The organism is Bradyrhizobium sp. B097, from assembly GCF_038957035.1.
GTDB lineage: Bacteria > Pseudomonadota > Alphaproteobacteria > Rhizobiales > Xanthobacteraceae > Bradyrhizobium.
The window spans coordinates 7,289,589-7,308,490 of the sequence record NZ_CP152412.1 but is presented as its reverse complement, the minus strand read 5'-3'; the positions used below and the strand labels follow the sequence as shown (position 1 = coordinate 7,308,490).

The window sequence follows — 18,902 nt, the reverse complement described above, 5'->3', positions numbered from 1 at the left end:
ATTCTCGATGGCCATTTCGCCGAAATGGGTGGCACATAGCCGCAGAAGCGCCGCTTCCGCCGCCAAGGCGTGACGGCCGGTGAAGATCCTGAAGGCTTCGGGCGGCACGCAACCGAACAGATCGCTCATGCCGACCCCTCGACCGGACGAGCGAGGCCATCGCCTGACGTCGCAAGGCCGTCCGACCCGCACCAGATACCGTAAATGTCTTGGATAGCTCCGTTCATGGCCGCCCCGGGCGATTGAGGCGGCATGCGACGTCCGCGAGACACGACAGAGGTGTGGCTTGCGAGAAAACCGGTTCGCGGACGCGAGCGGGAAGCCCTTTTCATGACGTGACAGCGACTGTCCATCTCCGACCAATGGTAGCAATTCCGTGACCAGTCAACCTTGCAGACGGGTCCGGCCATCCCCTCGAAGGCATCGCTCCCCGTCCGGTCGCCGGACTCGCCCATCGCGTGAAGGCGAGTCGTCGGCGTCGAAATCTCGCGCTGCCCCTCGGATAGGCATCCAGATCTATGTCAGGCGGTATTTCCGCCTGTAGGCATCGAGGAAGTCGCGATCGCAGCAGATGCAGCGGCCGCTCGTATCCTTGGCGCGCGGGTCCCCCAGGACCGGCGCGAGCGGTCGCAGCAGATTGATCCGTGTCGTCGTGGTCGAGGCGGGCGGCATGCCGGCCGCGTGCTTGACCAGATCGGCCGCAAGCATGATCCCCGCGAGCGCCGACTGGAACACCATGGGCACGACGGCCGTGCCCGCGTGGCAGCTGCCGGTCAGGCCGACCATCAGGCCGCCGCAGATGGCATTCCGGTAGAAGGTCTGTACCGGCTGGCCGACGAACACCTGGAGCGCTTCGAAGGGGACGCCGAATGCGGTGGCGACGCGCCGGACGAAGGCCTCGGACACCGGCTGATGCGTCTGCAGCAGTGTCCGGATTTCCTGGTGCGCATCGGGGATCCTCAGTTCCTCAGCCACTCGTTCGTGTTCGTTCTTCACGGCGCCCGTCGGCAAGTAGAGACAGGCGAGGCATGCGCCGTCGTCTGCGAAGCCATGCCGGGAGACGCCCAGATCGACGTCCTGTGTCCAGGCGTTCACGGTCCATTTTGGCAGCGAGGCCTGGAGCGAGATGCGATCCTCGGCGGTGTCGAGCGCCACCGCGACCCGTTCGAAGGCGCGCTTGCGGCGACCGTTGACATAGTCGCTCCATCGCTGCGGATGCGCTCTCACCTTGAGCGTGCCCTGCTCGAACAACGCGCGGGCGAGCCGGACCTTCCGGCGACCGACATCGTGTTGCGTGGCCATGACGTAGCGCTGCAGGTTCGAAAGGTCGGCGTTCTCGTGATCGACGAGATGAAGGATGCCAGCGAGAGCTGGAACGCGCGACAATGCCCAGACGGCGCCGTTGCCGATCGCGCCCAGTCCCACGAGATAGGCGTCTCCGAGATCGCAGCTCTCCGGCAGCGGCGATGCGGCCGTGGATTCCTGAAGGTAGGTCGACAACGACAGGTCGATCCTGTCGTCGAGATCGCCGCGTGGAAGCTGGCCGGCGAAGATTCTTCTGAAGACGTTGGCGGCGCCGAAACACGCGGCTGCACCGGCACCGAATGGATTCGTCGTCAATCCGGACTGTACTGGGCCCTGCCGCGACAGCAGCGCGCGCCACCCATCGGAGCCAATATAGATGGCGGCGAATTCGGCGACCACTTTGGTGTTGCCGACGGCGACGACGATATCGGTGCCAACAAGTGCGTCTTGCAGCTCGATCCGGTCGTTGATGCTGAGGGCCAAGTCCCGCAGCCGGGCCGCGTGTTCGGCGGCCGCGGAGCCGACCGGATGGATGGCCAGCACCGGATAGAGCCGGGCGAGCAGTCGTACCGACAAGTCGAGAGTGGCGCGGCCTTCCGGGGACTTGACGGCGGCATCGTCGAAGGACAGCGCGACACGGTGCGCCGACAGCCGGTCCTTGAAATCTTCCAGGTGGAAGTTCGCGAGAACCTGCGAGGCGGCCGCGGCGCTCCTGTCGAAGAAGTTGGCAAAGGCCATGGCTACTCCACGATCGTGATCATGCGGGCGGCTTGCGACGCGGAAATGCTCCGCCAGGCGCCGGAAGCATCCAGCCGGTACGAGGCGAGGCGGTTGATCGCGAACGGGCCGGTCGCGAAATCGGGCATCACCAGCGAGAAGCAGCCCACCGTCGTCGCGACAGCGTATTGGTCGTCGGTGCTGGAGTGGTAAGCCCGGCCCGGATGACTGTGGATCTGCGCGATCAGCGAGAGCTTCTTGCGGTAGAGCCAGACGTTCAACCGATGCAGCTCCTGGGCCTCGGTGATGACGCAAACCCCGTCTTCGGTGCGGATGTGTTTCTGGGCCGGGATGACGGCCTCTTCCACAGTGAACACGTCGCCGCTCTGCCGGCCGGCCCAGAGGCCGAGACCCTCGAAGCCGTCGCGTCCGACCTTGCGCAAGTGGGCGTGGACGGCGCTGGCGCAGTTCTGAGGTACCCGGACCAAACGGACGTCGGAAAGCCGCATCATTCCCGGAACGCCTGCGGATTCGCCGCCAGCGGGAGCGTGGTCGCCTGCACCTGGATTTGGAACATCGACAGTGGCTCCACGCCGTAGGTCCAGATCTTGTCGAGGATGAAGGCCAAGGAGCCTTCGCCAGAAGCTCGGTGCAGAAGCCATGAATCACCGGTATGGGCAGGGTTGTCGTGATATTCGCGGACGCCCGGCAGGCAGATGAAGGGATGGTCGTCGAGACCATTGGCCTGCACGATGTTGGTGACCGGAAGGGTGCCTTGCTGGAGCATCGCCTCAAACATTTCGGGCGGCATGCTCTGACGCCGCGGCATGGAGAAGTTGAGGTCGCGCGCGACCAATGCCTCGCGGGTGAAGGGGTTCACGAAGCGGACCGACAATGGCCGCAGGTCGTAATCGGTGAAGTCGATCACGACAGCTGCGACGATCGGGAAGGGACGCAGTTTTGGCACCGCGAATGCGATGCAGACCTCGGGAAAACTGACGTCGAGAAGGAGCCACCCGCGCTTGCGATAGGTGGCTTCCATCTCCCGGTATGCCGCGATCTCGCGATCGAACTTGGCTCGCGAGACCGCCGGATCAACGACCTGCGGCAGCACCAGCGGCTCCCGCCTTCAGGCTGAGGAAGAGCGTAACCTCCTTGCCGAAGTGATAGTGGCCGACGCGCTTGTCGGGGTCCAGCACCGTGCCGGCCTCGTTCTTGATTTCCCAGTTCTCCGGCGGCTGGGCCAGGTTCTGGGTTTCGGTCAGGGCGCGCTGCCGGACCTCGGAGAGTTTCTCCTGCTCGGTGGCCTTGATCGTGACCGGCTGACCGTTGACCACCATCGTGATCTTCACGTGGTGACCGTGATCGTGGTCGCCGCCCTGGTCGTGACCATGGTCGTCGTTGCCGTGGTCGTCGTTCCCGTGGTCCCGCTCGCGACGGGCTTCTTCTTCAAGTTCGCGAGCTCGCCGCTCGAGATCATGGGCGTGTTCCTCGATCGAGTGAGCGGTCTCTTCCAACCGCCCGGCTTCCCGTTCGAGTTCCTTTGCCTCACGGTCCAGCCGGTCGGCGCCCTTATTTCCGTGATCGTGCATGATCGACTCCGTTTCCGCGGGCGCTCCGGAATCGGCACCCGAACCAAGCCACCAGCCTAGCGGGATTTCGACAAAAGATTTATGTCGATAACATTAAATATTGGCAATGTTTGTATTAAGCACAAATATGTTTGCAGGATTGACGCGGGAATCGAATTGCGATTCTCTCGCGTCATGGCTGATTTGGAGATCTACAGGATCGTCGGTGCCGGCCTGGCGGCGAGGCGGAAGAAGCTTCGGCTCAAACAGTCGGAGGTCGCCGATCAGATCGGTCTCACGAGAGCTTCGCTGGCGAACATCGAGCGGGGACGCCAGAAGATCATGCTTCACCAGATCTATCGGTTGGCCTCGGCCTTAAAGGCTGAGTCGATCACCGACCTCGTCCCGAGCAATTTTTCGTTCGAGCAGTCGAGCGGTCCGCTTATGATCGAGGGCAGCGACGTGAGTGAGGCGCAGCGGGCGCAGATCGAGCAGTACGTCAGACGGACGGGCGGTGGCCGAAAATGAGCGAACTGGAAGAGGCGAGAGCGCAAGCGCGTTCCCTGGTCAACAAACTCGGACTGAAGGCACCGCCGGTTCCGGTGGAGAAGCTTGTGAAGGCTCTGGGAGCTCGCGTGGAATACACGCCTTTCGACGACGAATTGTCGGGGATGGCGTTCATCCGGGACGGCAAGCCGGTCATCGGAGTCAATTCGAACCATCATCCGAACCGACAGCGCTTCACGATCGCGCACGAATTGGCTCACGTGGTGTTGCATCGGTCGAAGCTTGAAGCGACGGTTCTGGTCGATAAGGGCAGGAATTTCCTCCCGCGCGACTCTGTTTCGGCGGAAGGCATCGATCCTCTCGAAATTCAGGCGAACGCATTCGCTTCCGAACTTCTGATGCCGGAGCGGCTCGTCCGACAGGTGCTGGCAGAATCGTCCCGCGACATCCAGGACGACGACTATCTCATCAGCATAGCGAAGCGCTTCCGCGTCAGTCTCGCCGCAATCCAGCTCAGGCTCGCAAGGCCGTAGGCGGACGTCCAACGTGGCCTTCATCCTCTACGATCTCGAAACGTCCGGGTTGAACAGGCGCTTCGACCAGATACTCCAATTCGCCGCTGTCAGAACCGACGTCGATCTCAATGAGACCCACCGACTGGAGACGAAGTCGCGTCTCATGCCCCATGTCGTTCCGTCGCCGCAGGCGTTGCTCGTCACCGGCCATACGCTCGCCGAGGCCAGCAGCCCCTCGAGGCAGTCGCACTATTCCATGATGTGCGAGGTCGTCGATGCGCTCGCTTCGTGGTGCCCCGCGACGTTCCTCGGATACAATTCGATCCGATTCGATGAGGAATTTCTGCGGCAGGCGTTCTATCACTGCCTGCATCCAATCTTCCTGACCAATACGAACGGCAATGCCCGCGCCGACGTCCTCAACCTGATGCGGGCCGCAACGACTCTTTATCCTTCCGTGGTGCATGCCGGCCTCGAGTCCGACGGGCGTCCCACTCATCGTCTTGGTGCCGTCGCTGCGGCGAACGGCATCGTGTCGCACAAAGTCCACGACGCGGCGGCCGATGTCGATACCATGCTCGGACTTTGCAGACTGGTGCGCGCCGGCGCGCCCGATCTCTGGTCGACATTCCTGCGCTTCTCCTCGAAAGCGGCGGTGATCGACTTCGTCCGCGACGAGGACGCATTCGCGTATTTCGACTACTTCGGGCGCCCGCAGGTCATGCATTTCCTCACGAGGGTCGGCATCAGCCCCCGCGACGCGAACGCGCATTATTGCCTCGACCTCGCAAGCGACATCGACGCTTTGCGCAAGCTCGACGACGGCGAACTTGCCGCCCGCATGACAGAGGAGCCCCGGCCGGTTCGGCGGCTGAAGGTCAATGCCTCGCCCCTGCTATACCCGTTATGGGACATCGACGCCGACCGCTTTCTCGATCTGACCGAAGACGAGTGCGCGCGACGAGCATCGTCGGTTCGCGGCGATCCCGAATTCATGGCTGCCCTCACCCGGGCGGCGGCAACCCTCGAGCCGACCTATGCGTCCTCCAATCACGTCGAGGAGCAGATCTACGGCGGCGCCTTCTTTTCCGACGCCGACGCCGAGTTGTGCCGGCGATTTCACGGCCTCCCGTGGGAGGCGAGGTCGGACCTGGTCCATCGCTTCCAAGATGTGCGCCTGAAACGCCTAGGGCGGCGACTGATCTACTTCGAGAGCCCGCATCTGCTCGAAGAGGCGGAGCGGCGCGCTATTGCGCACGATATCGCTGCACGCCGGCATGGAGACGGGACGTATGCTTCTCCGCCCTGGATGACGATCGCCGCCGCACTGTCCGAGCTCGAATCGATCAAAGCAGGGCTGACCGACGCCTTCAAGAAGCCGTTTTACGACCTTCGATAGGCGTATCCGCAGTGGCGAACGCAAACGCTTGGACGCACATGCGCGAGGCGGGATGCCGGGCCGATCAGTTGGATAGCCTCCTTCCACGCCAGGTAAGCCGCCGGCTTCGCTGGTGGCGCGATCCAAATGTCGCGTCGGCCCGGTCTCGAGGGACGCAATATCGGCCCGATTTAGCAATTCGCTAAAACGTTCTGCTGAGAAGTGAAAATTTCCCGGTTGACTATCAAGCGTTGGAATCCATCCTAATAGTAGGCTTAGCCTACGAGGTCATCGCGTGTGGCCGCCCTTCCGCCCGAGCAGAAATGCTTGGGCGTTTGTGGTTCAGGGCCTACGTTTGATGCCCTCGAAACACTAATACTTCGTCGCGAGCATAGGCCACTCTTCCGACGCCATTCTGCACTCAATCAGTTTCCCGTCCTCCATCAAACGCTGGAACGGTCGATTGCTCGCGTGATATCCGCCGACGCACATTGGCCAAAGGAATAGATCAGCGAATTGCGCCATCGGAGACGACTTCTTCTTTGGCTTCAGTTCGTAAAGCGTTTCCCTGAACTGCTCGGCCGTCAAGGGTGCATACTTGTCCGACGTGTCGACCGCGAATGGAGGTCCCTTCGTTCGCAAATCGTCATAGTACCCCTTGATCAGCGCGTCTTCGGGCTTGTTGCACCGCTCAGGCGAAACGCGAAGGCGATACCCTATCGGTCGTGCGTATTTTGCCGCGCGCTCGGCGGCGATGTTGAAGGCACTCTTGAAAAGCATCCATCGTTGGCCCGAATCCTTCTGTGCATATCGTGCGTTGTAGCCTGGGCGATCTATCACGCAAGCAAGACCCGTGATGGACCGCGATGATCGCCGCAATCATCGCGTTCCGACACCTCCATGATGGTGGCGGTGCTGCTGCTGCCGGTCGCCGCAGGAACGGGATCAGGCCGGCTGCCCGCTCTCGCACGGGGGAAGCTCGGCCCTCCGGGCCGAGAGCGATCATGCTTGCGCGTTCCGCGCAGGCCTGGAAGACGTGATCGGCACGAAGCCGATCTGGAAGCCGAACGCGCGCCCGATCTTCTGAAGCGTCTCGGAGGTCGGATTCGCCACGCCGCGCTCGATCTCGGCGACTTGACGCGTCGTCATCTTGAAAAGCTTCGCGAACTCAGGTTGCGATAGTCCGAGGGCATGCCGCATCTCCGCGACCGCGTGGGGAAGCCGCAACTCTCCCGCCCGCGCTTTCGCCGAGACCGCCGCGCGACGATCGCGGATTTCCTCTTTGGTGGGTTTACGCCATCGGGGCATATCGATCACCCCTGGGCGGGAAGGCTGCGCAACTTTGCGACGCCATCCGCCATTTCGACGTTTCTGACGATTGCGTTCTTCACGACCGACTCCGGTACCTTGTGCTGAGTTGCGAGATCGGGGAGGGCACGCAGCAGGCTCTCCTTCGCCGCCAGACGCTCCATCAAGCGTCCGGCGGGAACGCTCGGAGCGGCTACGACCTCGCAGACTTCGCGCCAATCGGGGTTCGTGTCCCGGTTCTTCATCCTCATGCATTCCCAAGTCGTGGATCTGGGGATCGCGGCCGCGTCGATCTTCATGGGGCAGAAGTCGAACAGCGGAGACAGCCGGACGCGTCCGTCCGGGAACTTCCTGAGCGCGGTATTCCGGCCGTGATTGTCCGGATTTCCCATCGCAAGGTTGAGGATGTCCCGCAGTATGTATTCGACCGTATCCTCGAAGGGATCCGCCGAAACATCTTGAATGAGCTTGATGTAGGTCTCATGCCGGGCTCGCGCGCCGAACTCGGCTACGCCGAGCGCCGATATGAGGCTTTCCTGGCCATAGCGTACCAGTCCTTGGTCGGTGACTAGGCGATCGAAGCGGGGAATGACCAGCACTGCGTCGCCGTAGGTGTTTTCGCCTTCGACGTTCAGGCCGAAATCCTTGGCGACCTTCAGATAGCCGGCTTCGGCCTCGAGGATGCGCTTGTCGGTGGGTTCGGTGCTCCGCAGGAGCTTGGTGATGACATGGGCGCGCGCGTCCTGATCTTCCACCATCGGAGCAGGATACCAAAGACCATCCTTCGACTGAGTGAGCGCGACCTTCGGCCAATCTCCTTGAAGACCCGACGATCCGGACGCCAGCATCGAGAAGTGATCCGCGACTTCGAGGAAGGTCGCGTCGCGGCTCAGGATGTCTTCCATGGTCACGCCGACGGGCGTCATCTTGGCGACCCGCTCGACCTCCAGAAGATGAGCCTCCTTGACGCGAAGATTTCCAACGGGGGCGCCGGCGGACCTTTTGAGTAGTTCGATTTCGGTCGAGGCGGCATTCGGATCGAGTTGCATGAACTCTGCGATTCGTCTGGCTTGCCGCCCTTGCGGGATGAAATCCAGAATGAATGCCGGCCAAGTGTCGGCGTATCGGTCGTCGAGATCGACCGGTGCAGCGATTGAATACGCGCGCAGATCCCGCAGGGTCTTTCCGTCCGCCAAAGCGATGGCGGCATGCTCCGCGAAGTACTCGAGTTCGTAGCTCGTCTTCGAAGATCCCTTATGCCCCAGCTCGGGCTTTTCGATCTCTACGACGGCGGCGTCGTGCCACTCTCCATCGAAGAAAGCTTGGATAGTCAGGTTCATTTTATGCACCCACTTTGATGGGTTTATATTTCTGAATTATCCATTATTCAACCCCCTATGATGGGTTGAATAGCCTGACGTCCATCTTTATTAAGCCATCTAAGTGGTTTGGTAAAAAATCGAAAAGTTGGATTTGCTCCCGACCTTTTCATCCCAAAGGTCCCGCGGATCGAGGCTGATCCTAAGGGCGCGTCCCCGGGTCGTGGGTGGACGACGTGGTCCTGTCACTGCGGGCGAGATCCAACGGTTTGCGAGATTGGTGGGTGTCGACCGGTGAGGGGGTCTTGGCCCATCGATCGTCCGAAAAAGCCGGCATTTGGGCGCGCCACGATCCCCCTATTTGCCGACCTTCTTCGCGGCGTGCGTCCCGTGTGATCGATGCGCTGTTCGTCTTGACGATCAGCCGGATGACTGCGGCGACGGTCGCGCCTACGGCATACGTGCAGCTCCCTGCTTTGTCGGCACTGTCCGCTACAAAATACGGGATCTCTATGCGACCAAAGGCAATGGGCGCTCGCATCGGCCGCAGGCGCTCGGCGGTGATACTCGGTCATGGCGAGCCGCGGCCCCGGGGACGCAAATGGCAAGCGTGATACGCCAGGGTTTGAGCTCCGATAGGGAGGAAGTTGAAATCAAGGCTATCAGGAACGGTGACGAAGCGGGGTCGATGGGTCGAGAGTGGCTTGGGATTCATCAAGCTCGACTCAGAGGACCGGCGTGTCTTCCTTCATATTGAAGCGCTGCCACCAGGTTAGAGCCTCCGGAAGGCGCGCGCATGACGTACATGCGATGAAAACAGCCTCAACAAAGCAATGAAGCTCTGTGTTGCAGAATCCTTGCCTCATGGTGCGGCGGCGCGCGGCACGGTTCGTTAAGGTTCCAGCAGGCCAATGATCGGAGCCTGGTCAAGACTTAGTAATGTCTCCTGATTGAACGGCGCGCTTCACAGCGCGAGGCCGCGGTCTGCGAGCACGCGATGCATCAGCGCGCCCTTGATCTCGCGGGCGATTTCCTTGCTGATCTGAGCGCCGAGCTCCCGCTCGGCATCCTCGTCGCCGGTCAGGCCGCGCTCGGCAAGCCCTTGCGCCAGGCGGCTATCGAACTCGCCGCCCATCGCAGCGAGGAGCCGGTTCTTCATTGCTTCATGGGCCTGCGGCGCAATGCGGCTCACCACCGTCTCCCAGGGTTGCCAGCGGGTTGCCAGATAGTCGGCGAATCCCGTCGCCTCCTGGTTTCGCACCGACGTCTCGGCGGCGGCAATGTCGTCCTCGGTGACGTGGGAGACGGCGAAAAAACGCATGGTCGGGGCGATGTGCCACAGCTGCAGTGGCTCGCGCAGCTTGACCTGATAGGCGAGATAGACCTCGATCTCGTCGACGAAGCGGAGCGAGCTGACCTTGTCGCGCGCAATCCCTTCCAACGCGTCCAGGCGGAACATGACGCGGCCCTGCTGCAGGAGCTCGTCGAGCCGCTCGTCATAGGCCCCGTCCTCCACATCGGCGTTCAGGCGTGCGGTCTGCATGTCGTTCCAGGTCAAAGTGATCCGATCCTCGCAGCTCGCACTCGCTCCGATGGCCAGCTGAAAGTATTGCTCGCGCAATTGCGGCCTGGTCGCCGTTTGCTCCAGATCCTCCGCCACCGTCTCCCGGAACACGGCATTGCCATAGCTCACAGTGCCTCGCAGCCGGTCGAGGAATTGTGAGTATTGCTGGGCGCCCGGCTCATCGGCGAAGCCTTGCCAGGCGGCTACCGTTGCCGGCTCGTCCGTAAGCCAGTCGCCGACTGCCTCGGCCAGCGGCCGCGCCTGACCGTGCGCCGCTCCTTCGCCCATCGAGAAGTAGACCCGCGGGCCGGCATAGCCCGCAGTATTGATGACTGCCGCCAGATTGGTCCGCACCCGCTCGGGCAGCGGATTCTCGTCCAGATCAATGGTGCACTCAGCGCCGAGCTGCGTCAGCAAGGTCTCAGGCAGGCTGGTCAGCTCGTTGTGGTCGGCGAAGAGAGTTACGAGCCCAGCGGGGAAGGTGTTAGGCAAGCTCGTCAGCTCGTTACCGCCAACGTTGAGCCAATTGAGCCCGACTGGGAGCGTTTCGGGCACCGTGGTCAGCCGATTACGGCCGGCATCGAGCTGCCGGATCCCAGCCGGGAGGATGTCGGGCAAACTGGTCAGCCGGTTGTCGCGAGCGTTGAGCACCCGAAGCGTCGCCGGAAGGTTATCGGGCAGACTGTCGAGCTGATTGTCATCGACGTTCAGGCGCCGAAGCCCAGCCGGGAGGTCGGGCAGGCCGGTCAGCCGGTTGCCGCTGGCGTCGAGCTCCCGAAGCGTTGTCGGAAGAGTATTGGGCAGACTGCCCAGCTGATTGTCGCCGACAGTTAGACGTTGGAGCCCGATCGGAAGGGCGGCGGGCAGGCTAGTTAGCCGGTTGCTGATGGCGGAGAGTCGCCGCAGATCGGCGGGAAGGGGAGCTGGCAGGCTGGTCAGCTGATTGTCGTCGACGGTCAGGCGCAGGAGTCCGGCTGGGAACGCGGCGGACAAGCTGGTCAAGGATAGCGATGAAAGCTCCAGCCACGGCGGCACATCCACGTTGGCTGCCGCGTCCCGCAAAGCTCTCGTTCGTCTGACTGCCTCTTGCCGGTCTTCGTGTTCGCCCTGCCCCTCTTCGGCAGCCCAACCCTCCAGGAGCTGGTCCAGCGACCGCTCTCTGGCGGCGGGGCCCGCAGCGTTCGTTGGATTGCCGGCAGGATCGGCGGCGGGGGCGCGCGCTCTGGTCAATGCTCCGACCCACTCTGTTGCTGCCCGGGTGAGACCGCACAGGCAACCTTGCCGATGGGCTCGCTCGGAAGCTTCGGGAGCAATGGTGATGCCTCGCTGGGCCTGCCCTGTGTCCATTAACTGCCTCTTTCGCCAAATCAGGGAAATGCACCCGATCGGCGCTTTTCGACGCCGATAGCCGTCAGCGCGGACGGGTGATGAGCGATGAATGATGTTGCAGGCCGATCAAGGACCGGATTGCCGCCCGCCGAACACGCCATCCCATCCACGCGCGGAGCAGTTGCAGCCGGGCACAGTCCGTCCGCACGGAATCCGGGGCGTTGACTCACTTGAGATCGATTAAGGATCCATTCCATTATCCGCCGCCAGATCGAGGAGAGATCAAGCAGGACCCGTCAGTGTGATAGGTCACGTGCTGACGCTATGAGGCCTAGCTGTCGATAAGCTGACGGGCCGAACCACAGGCGAGGGTGATGCTGAAGCGAAATGATCATGATCCTCCGGAACGCGAAGCGAGACGCGTATTTTTGGAGCAGTCCGAGCGGCAACCTCATTCAGGTGTCTCCCGAGGGTTCTGCCGCACATCCTCGGTGAATGATTGAATTCATTTTAAGGCCGCTTGGGGGAGAGGTTTAAGTTCAGTAAATTTTACTTAGTCTGACTATGTAAAATAGCCAAGTTTAAAACCTTGCGTTTGGTTTGAAAAAATACTATTTTACTTAGTATGGCTGAGCAAACTGAGAGAAAGCTAAACAGGCTCGAAAGGACTCTCCCGCAGGGACTTCTGGTCGATGCCGCCTGGATGGAACGGCATGGATATTCCACCAGTCTGCGCAGCCAGTACGTCTCGGCCGGCTGGCTCGTTCAGCCGGCGCGAGGAACCTTCAAGCGCCCACTCGGCGAACTCTCTTGGCAGAGCGTTGTCATTTCACTCCAGCGACTGCTCGGCTCCGACCTCGTTGTCGGCGGACGTACCGCCATCGAAGCGCTAGGTCTCGGCCACTACTTGAGTCAGACGGGTCCTTCGACCGTACATCTATACGGAACGCGGCCTGCTCCCGGCTGGCTTGGCAAGCTCCCGCTCAAACAGAGGTTCCGCGTTCATCGCGCGCAAAGCCTGTTCAAAACGCACGCGAGCCAGCCCGGATCAAAGTCGGGCACGACGCGGGAAATACCGGGAACATTCGACTGGCCTCTCACGGTATCGACACCCGAACGTGCGTTCCTTGAGCTGCTCGACGAATTACCGCGCTACGAAAGCTTCCATCAGGTCGATGCACTGGCAGAAGGCTTGAGGACCCTAAGTCCCCGGCGGCTGCAAACGCTTCTGAACGACTGCAAAAGCGTCAAGGTCAAACGGCTATTCTTCTGGTTCGCGGAACGGCATCAGCACTCCTGGCTCAAACAGATCGACAAGACAAAAGTCAATCTCGGCACGGGAAAGCGCATGCTCGTCAAGGGCGGCAAACTCGACACCAAATATCTCATAACCATCCCGCACGACCTCAATGCCCCTATCTGAAAAATATCGGCATCAGGTGGCCTTGTTGATCGAGACGATCCCGTTCGTCGCGGCGGAGCCGCACTTTGCGCTCAAGGGCGGCACTGCCATCAATCTCTTCCATCGCGACATGCCGCGCCTGTCGGTCGATATTGACTTGACCTATCTGCCAGTGGCTCCGCGCCCCGAATCTCTTGCCGCGATCGATGCGGCGATGAAGCGCATGGCAGCAGCCATCAGGAAAGGATTGCCGGGCGCGCGGGTGACGGAAGTCGTCAACGCCCGTGAAAAGATCGTGACCAAGCTGACCGTCCAGAAAGGCGACGCGCAGATCAAGATCGAGGTTACGCCCGTGATCAGGGGCCGCGTCTTTGAGCCGGAGCTGCGCGACGTGTCGCCGAGCGTCGAAGAAACGTTCGGCTTCGCACAGATGAAAGTCGTTTCGTTCGCCGATCTTTACGCCGGAAAACTCGTCGCGGCGCTCGACCGGCAGCATCCGCGGGACATCTTCGACGTCCGCGATCTGCTTGCCAATGAGGGCATCACGGACGATCTCCGCAAGGCGTTCATCGTCTACCTCATCAGCCATGACAGGCCAATTTCCGAGGTCATCGTTCCTCGCCGCAAGGACATCGAGCACGAATTCACGCATGGCTTCGAAGGCATGACCGCGGAAGCGGTAACGCTGCACGAGTTGCTTGAAGCCCGGGAGACGCTGATCGCCGAAATAGCGGGAAAAATGCCGCAAGCTCACAGGGATTTTCTCACAGGATTCAAGCGCGGCGAGCCCGATTGGAGCATGCTGGGCGTCCCTGGTGCGGCTGACCTTCCGGCGGTGCGCTGGAAGCAGATCAATCTGGACAAGCTTCCTGCCGAGCAAAGGGCGAAGCTTGTGGCGCAGCTCGAGCATGTTTTGCGCAATGCCTGAAGCGGCCTCGCTATGAAACCGACTGGAGGAAAGAAAGAAAAGGCGCTCAGTATCCGCGGTGACTTCGCCTCCCTGCTGAAAGCGTTAGGTCGCGCAGCACCGTCATCAGCCGACGGTACCCATCGGGCATCGTTAGGGGGATTAGCCAGCGGTCGGACTCCTCGACCAGCCAGCCGCCTTCGCGCATCTTCAGATACAGGTAGTCGGACGATGCCGATTCCGGCTCGTCTTCCTCGCCGTGTTCGGAGCCGCCTTGTTCGGAGCTCGGCGGCGGTGCCGGCATTCCCTCGATCGCAGCGGTGATCGAGTTCTTGATCTGGTCGCGCTCGGGATTCTCGATGGCCATTTCGCTGAAATGCGCGCCGGGTTGAACCTCATTCTCTCAAAAATTTCCGATTGAGAAGCTCGTGCATAGGAACGCCAGCGCGTCCGCGAGGACTCGAGCGCGATCATCGGGAAGGCGCGACCGTTTCGATGAGGCTCAGGGCGTTCTGTCCGATGGCCGTACCAAGCCTAACTCGGTCGACAGAAAGAGACGGCTATCGAAGCCAACCCATCCGGCCCGAGTCCCCCGTCAAGATGAACTCGGCGCAACCGGGTGCCCTCCAATACTACCGACAAGGACGGCTTGGGGGTCGTTGGCCACTGTACGAATCCTGTGACGGCTAAGGAAGACCTGTGACGTCGGCTATCCACGCTGCTTACTTCGGCTGGCTTACTGCTGAGTTCTCCTGTGTATAGCTGTCAGGCCGCCATCATCCGGTCCGAGGGCACGACGGTAATCACGACGCCGCTGCTCATCAGCACGACGAGTCCGCGCCCGGCGCCGGTTATGTCAAGGTAGGTGCGGACCTGCGCGCGGTAGTGCTCGATCGTCTTATGATCAGGATTCACGTCGCTTTTTCCAATCGACCACCACGGCGGGGCGGCCATCGGCGGCGAAGGTCAGTGCGTCCGCGATACCGGCGGTCACCGTCTCCTCGCCATTGTCCCCTTGGGCGCCGTACACGGGAAACTCGGCCACAAGGGCCGGCCGTAACGCCGTGATCTCCGGCAGGACCAAGGTACGAACGACGCAGCCTGCCAGTTCTTCCGGCGAAAGACCTTCCGCTGGATTAGCAACGGGAGAACGACCGAGCTCCCCGATCAGCTCGTTCGCGCGAGCGACCAGGGTCGGTACGGCGTCATCGATTTCCCCGGTCAGGATCTCTTCCATCAGTTTGTGGAGGATCAGTCCGCGCTCGCGTCCGCCTTGGACGGTAACCGCAGGAACGAGATTTTGGGCCTCATCGTCGGCGGCCTTGATCCAGATGCCGACCTCTTCTTCCTGGAACACTGCGCCGGAGGTGCTTTCGTCGCGGCTGGCCGAGAAGGCGGCGACTCGCCCGCAAATCCTTTTGCTTCAGCTTCATTCCCAAATGTTCTGTGTTTTTCTGGCTCTTCGAGTCGACCACAGTATCCAGTCGTTCGGAGGCGATTCGGGCGTTCTTTCCCCAGAGCCCAGCGGGGAGGCGTCTGAAAGAGTGTGAGTATCGGTGGCATTCCTTTCCCTGACTCGTGGCTTCTCGAAAGATATACGAAACGGAATGCTCGAGGCGGCAGAATGAATATCGACCTACGGAACACCGCAGAAGACTCCAGTGAATCTTACGATCTCCTGCAGCAGGCGCAGCAACAACCGGGAGACTTGAGCTCACAAGCCAGCTCACCGCCACACCCGTCCGCGGATCAAGCGAACTTTGACCAGCAGCTAAGTGAGCTGCGGCCAATCCAACAAACAGCTGCCGCTTCGACGGATTCTGAGATTGGATCACGGTCGACTATGACGAAGGGCAATCTGAGAGCGCGGGCTATCCCGCAGAACGAACGGTGCCCAGCCCCATCTTTTGTTATGGGGCGCGCCGAACTTGCCGCATCGCTGAGCGGAGCGAACGTTGAAGCGCTCAGGAACGAGATCAGACTAGCAGAGCAGCGATCAGCACAATGGCCAAGAACAAACCGATCTTTCGCCGGCGGCGTCGATAGCGGCAGTGTTTTCAACAACGTGCTGGCATCGTCGTATCTGCAGCTACACCGCTTTCAGGACGAGGCCAGCGATTGCAAGCCGCGCCTAGATGATGACGTTAGTGCCATCGCGCATGCGCGTTCCTTGGCGGATTTACGTTGTCACGAAAACCCGCATGTTTCTCAGGCTTTCCGCTGGGAGGACGAAGAGGAGGACGAAAAGAAAGAGGACGAAATCGATAAGGCGCGCCTCGCTGCGATGCACACGCAAGGCGACATAGATAGTGCTTTTGTGTCGTTGTCCCAGGACCCCTCACAGCTGCTCGTTTCAAGGGACGACAGTGAGCATGGCGCGAAGGCAATTGCAGAGAACGCTAAGGAGTTGCACACCTACATGGTACCGAGTGTTGCCGCTTGGCCGGCTAAAAAAATCAATGACATTCTAGAGCACGGGCATGCTCCCGGAGATCGGGAGTTGCGAGATTGGGTGAGGGGATTACCGACCGAGGAGACCGAGGTCTTGTTTCTGGGCGGCAATCTGGATGACTATCGGATCGCCAGCGAACTGAATCCGTACCGGCCTGACGCACCGCAAAGTGCTCGGCCCATCAAGAAAGCAAGGGTCACCCCCGATTCGCCGTAAGTCAATGCGACGACCGATCCCGCAGTGGCTGGCAAGCCTCGCTGTCGAGGTTTCGGCTGTCCTACATTTCCAAAATATTGTCGACATCGAGGGACAACAAGTCCTCATCGGTCTGGGTGTTGGCGGACAGATAGCGAGCTACTTGCTGACCGTACTCCATTAGCCCGGACGAAATTCCCGCTTGGCTGGCACGCTCAAGTGTTTACCCGAGCAACTGAAGCTTTTCGTCAATGCGGGCTGGACGAATAGGTTGAGACGTGATTGCGCGGTCGGCCATCGCGAGATGGTCCGGCCGAGTGCTCCAATTCATCAATGGATCTAGGCGGATTCGATCGCACGGAGGTGAGCAGCAAACTCGGCCACCTGGGCGTGTCGATCATCCTGAGGGGTCTCGCGCCGTGCGCTCAGTCGTGAATGCAGCCGCCCATTTCTACCTCTTGGTAAGGGCAACCCGACCGGGCTCGCCACGAGCTCACCCGCAAGGGCCGATTTGGAGTCGTGATCGCGCATTGATTAGCGATCTGCGCAAGCAATCCCGGGGGAGGCAAGCAATAGGCCGCGCCACTGGAAAGTAATACAAAACCGAAGTCGGGGCTTGGCAATGAGAGTTATAACATTCTCAGCTCTCGCTTGCGCTCGATGAATGCCGCAAGCGCCACGTGTGCTATCGCACGTTGACGCCAATTGGGGCGATGGCGGGATCAGAATCAGCTGACGATCTGATCGAATTCCGGTTGATTGTTTGGCTACCTGTGCATTGACCTTTGGTGCGTTGCTAGGGGTTGCGCTTCAAGCGCAGATCATATGCTCGATCAAGCTGAACAGAATTGAAGAGGCCTTTCCGCATTTTTGTCGATTCGTTCGAGGACCTGACCTTCTTGTTGTGGTTGCCCCTCCCGCGACCGGAAACGCTAATTATAAAGGTGTGTCAGATTTCCGGCTCCTCGAAAATGATGCTTTGGACATTGCGCCGCACAGACCAACGCAGGGATTCTACGGCTGTAGGTCGAAGAACTCAGTATCTAGCAGCCTTCTTTCAACGGCATCGAAAAGTGAAGGTGGTCCGCCTTTGTGCAAGCCGCGAGAGCCGCAGATGCTCGGGGTCGGGATTGTTCCGAAAATCGAATCTTTTGGAACAGGTCTGCAACGCAAAGACCTGTTCAGCACGCCGACTATCTGGCACCGGGCAAAAATCAGACCTGCCACAGAAGTTAACGAGACACCGCGAATAGGACGACATCCTCGAATACCCGCGCTTCTCGTGCTGCTGGTTGAGGGGGGGATTTGCTTCAAGCCTTACGATTCCTCTGGCGAGATTGTTGTAAGGAGCGATGCTAAATTTGAGCCAAGGAAGTCTGACGACGGCTGGCTCGGTCCTCCCATTTTAGACCCACGACATCCGTTTAAAGCGCAAAAATATCCTTCGAGCTCGACAACCGCTCGCCGCTCCCACTCCTCAGCCTGCGTCAGCAACGAGATGCGTTGAACCGGACGGAATGTCGCGGCCTGACGGCACAGCGACGCTATTGCTCGGTAGCGACGCACGTTTTCCATAACAGCCAGCCCGGTCACGTTCGAATCTCCCATTTCCATTCCGGCTGCAAGTTGTGCCAGAACGATTGTCGATTGGTTAGCGACCAGATCGGTAATCCTGCATGGTTGGTAAATCCTTACGACACCTCGTGTCAAACAGCAGCCAGCGGGATGGCGATGGCAAAAGTCAGACCAACGAAGGACCCACGATGAGATGCTTCTTGTTTCTCTGCTCAAGATTGCCAGAATACGAAGCGGTGTTCAGTCGAAGAGCCACGTAGCAGCGATTGGCCTTCATGACGTCCGCCGGGAAGCTGCATGTCTTGCGCTGCCATCCCAGGGGTCAAGTGCTCGTTCGACACGGAAGGTGAGGCGATGCTCGGGCCGTTCGCGACCAAATCGAGGACAATCCGCATGCCTCATCCAGCCTCGGCCCGCATGCACCGCGCTCGGAGCTGTATTCGCGTTCTGGCCGCGAGTGACACCTATAGAGCAAGGTTCGCGGCTTCAGCCGGATAAAAGCCCTTGCCGCGTTTAGAGCGCGTGGAGCTTCTGAGAGAGGCTCAACCGTGCTGGCAGTTCCAATGCGACCAGCCCGTTCGCTTTAGATGAAGGCAAAGACAAGCAGGCTCGAGCAAAGTGGCGCGAGGCTCGTCACGGTCAGTGAAGGCTACCGGAGACAAGGTCATGATCGCGCATGCCCCTCCGATTGCCGCCGGGAAGAAAGACCGACAGCTCGCTGCCTTGTTGCGCCTTGCAGCTAGATTATTAATCGATCTTGGTCCTACTCCTTTAAGGAGGAGGCAATGACATCTTTTCCGCGCCATTAGGGCATACTTCGTCGAGGTCCAGCGCGGCGAAGAGCGAAGCGAGTTTCGA

General features: G+C 60.5%; 18 protein-coding genes. 6 read left to right on the top strand and 12 right to left on the bottom strand.

Annotation, left to right across the window (positions count from 1 at the left end; genetic code table 11):
* Window positions 1–516: 516 nt before the first annotated feature.
* Genes AAFG07_RS33540 through AAFG07_RS33525 form a run of 4 tightly spaced genes read right to left on the bottom strand, consistent with a single transcriptional unit; the run spans window position 517 to window position 3,614 of the window.
* Window positions 517–2,043, bottom strand: a complete 1,527-nt coding sequence (locus AAFG07_RS33540) for an E2 ligase fold family C protein (protein ID WP_342723975.1) — start codon at window positions 2,041–2,043, stop codon at window positions 517–519.
* A 2-nt stretch (window positions 2,044–2,045) separates the two neighbouring features.
* Window positions 2,046–2,531, bottom strand: a complete 486-nt coding sequence (locus tag AAFG07_RS33535; protein ID WP_342723974.1) for a Mov34/MPN/PAD-1 family protein — start codon at window positions 2,529–2,531, stop codon at window positions 2,046–2,048.
* Window positions 2,531–3,136: a putative metal-binding protein gene (locus AAFG07_RS33530; protein ID WP_342723973.1), complete on the bottom strand. Its 606-nt coding sequence runs from the start codon at window positions 3,134–3,136 to the stop codon at window positions 2,531–2,533. The genes AAFG07_RS33535 and AAFG07_RS33530 overlap by 1 nt, the downstream gene beginning before the upstream one ends.
* Window positions 3,117–3,614, bottom strand: coding sequence for a DUF2604 domain-containing protein (locus AAFG07_RS33525; protein ID WP_342723972.1), 498 nt, complete (start codon window positions 3,612–3,614; stop codon window positions 3,117–3,119). Before AAFG07_RS33525 ends, AAFG07_RS33530 begins: the two co-directional genes overlap by 20 nt.
* Window positions 3,615–3,788: 174 nt before the next feature.
* Between AAFG07_RS33525 and AAFG07_RS33520 the strand changes: the two genes are divergently transcribed.
* The 3 genes from AAFG07_RS33520 to AAFG07_RS33510 are packed head-to-tail and all read left to right on the top strand — an operon-like array spanning window position 3,789 to window position 6,014.
* Window positions 3,789–4,121 (top strand): helix-turn-helix transcriptional regulator, encoded by a 333-nt coding sequence (locus AAFG07_RS33520; protein WP_342723971.1) that lies wholly within the window; start codon window positions 3,789–3,791, stop codon window positions 4,119–4,121.
* A complete protein-coding gene (locus AAFG07_RS33515) occupies window positions 4,118–4,633 on the top strand; it encodes an ImmA/IrrE family metallo-endopeptidase (protein ID WP_342723970.1) in 516 nt (171 codons plus the stop codon). The genes AAFG07_RS33520 and AAFG07_RS33515 overlap by 4 nt, the downstream gene beginning before the upstream one ends.
* A 13-nt stretch (window positions 4,634–4,646) precedes the next feature.
* On the top strand, window positions 4,647–6,014 hold the full coding sequence (locus AAFG07_RS33510; protein ID WP_342723969.1) for an exonuclease domain-containing protein: 1,368 nt from the start codon (window positions 4,647–4,649) through the stop codon (window positions 6,012–6,014).
* A gap of 351 nt (window positions 6,015–6,365) precedes the next feature.
* Here the strand turns inward: AAFG07_RS33510 and AAFG07_RS33505 are convergent, their stop codons facing one another.
* The 4 genes from AAFG07_RS33505 to AAFG07_RS33490 all read right to left on the bottom strand — a co-directional run bounded on the left by AAFG07_RS33505 (window position 6,366) and on the right by AAFG07_RS33490 (window position 11,531).
* Window positions 6,366–6,773, bottom strand: coding sequence for a hypothetical protein (locus AAFG07_RS33505; RefSeq protein ID WP_342723968.1), 408 nt, complete (start codon window positions 6,771–6,773; stop codon window positions 6,366–6,368).
* Between the two features lie 222 nt (window positions 6,774–6,995).
* Entirely contained in the window at window positions 6,996–7,301 is a 306-nt protein-coding gene (locus AAFG07_RS33500; RefSeq protein WP_342723967.1) for a helix-turn-helix transcriptional regulator, read from the bottom strand.
* A gap of 5 nt (window positions 7,302–7,306) precedes the next feature.
* Window positions 7,307–8,641 (bottom strand): HipA domain-containing protein, encoded by a 1,335-nt coding sequence (locus AAFG07_RS33495; protein ID WP_342723966.1) that lies wholly within the window; start codon window positions 8,639–8,641, stop codon window positions 7,307–7,309.
* Window positions 8,642–9,584: 943 nt separating this feature from the next.
* Window positions 9,585–11,531, bottom strand: coding sequence for an NEL-type E3 ubiquitin ligase domain-containing protein (locus tag AAFG07_RS33490; RefSeq protein WP_342723965.1), 1,947 nt, complete (start codon window positions 11,529–11,531; stop codon window positions 9,585–9,587).
* A gap of 607 nt (window positions 11,532–12,138) precedes the next feature.
* Here AAFG07_RS33490 and AAFG07_RS33485 point away from each other — a divergent pair.
* Together AAFG07_RS33485 and AAFG07_RS33480 are read left to right on the top strand one after the other, a co-directional pair.
* Window positions 12,139–12,936 carry a type IV toxin-antitoxin system AbiEi family antitoxin domain-containing protein gene (locus AAFG07_RS33485; RefSeq protein ID WP_342723964.1) on the top strand — a complete coding sequence of 266 codons (798 nt, stop codon included), beginning with the start codon at window positions 12,139–12,141 and terminating at the stop codon, window positions 12,934–12,936.
* Complete coding sequence (locus AAFG07_RS33480) at window positions 12,923–13,843, top strand: nucleotidyl transferase AbiEii/AbiGii toxin family protein (protein ID WP_342723963.1); 921 nt, start codon at window positions 12,923–12,925, stop codon at window positions 13,841–13,843. Before AAFG07_RS33485 ends, AAFG07_RS33480 begins: the two co-directional genes overlap by 14 nt.
* Window positions 13,844–13,889: 46 nt before the next feature.
* Here the strand turns inward: AAFG07_RS33480 and AAFG07_RS33475 are convergent, their stop codons facing one another.
* The 3 genes from AAFG07_RS33475 to AAFG07_RS33465 form a co-directional block, all read right to left on the bottom strand.
* Entirely contained in the window at window positions 13,890–14,189 is a 300-nt protein-coding gene (locus AAFG07_RS33475; RefSeq protein WP_342723962.1) for a hypothetical protein, read from the bottom strand.
* Window positions 14,190–14,587: 398 nt separating this feature from the next.
* Window positions 14,588–14,737 (bottom strand): hypothetical protein, encoded by a 150-nt coding sequence (locus AAFG07_RS33470; protein WP_342723961.1) that lies wholly within the window; start codon window positions 14,735–14,737, stop codon window positions 14,588–14,590.
* Window positions 14,727–15,179: a hypothetical protein gene (locus AAFG07_RS33465; RefSeq protein WP_342723960.1), complete on the bottom strand. Its 453-nt coding sequence runs from the start codon at window positions 15,177–15,179 to the stop codon at window positions 14,727–14,729. The genes AAFG07_RS33470 and AAFG07_RS33465 overlap by 11 nt, the downstream gene beginning before the upstream one ends.
* A gap of 267 nt (window positions 15,180–15,446) precedes the next feature.
* On the opposite strand from AAFG07_RS33465, the gene AAFG07_RS33460 reads away from it, so the two are divergent.
* Window positions 15,447–16,490, top strand: coding sequence for a hypothetical protein (locus AAFG07_RS33460; protein WP_342723959.1), 1,044 nt, complete (start codon window positions 15,447–15,449; stop codon window positions 16,488–16,490).
* Between the two features lie 1,296 nt (window positions 16,491–17,786).
* Here AAFG07_RS33460 and AAFG07_RS33455 read toward each other — a convergent pair.
* Window positions 17,787–18,044, bottom strand: coding sequence for a hypothetical protein (locus AAFG07_RS33455; protein WP_342729316.1), 258 nt, complete (start codon window positions 18,042–18,044; stop codon window positions 17,787–17,789).
* Between the last annotated feature and the right edge of the window lie 858 nt (window positions 18,045–18,902).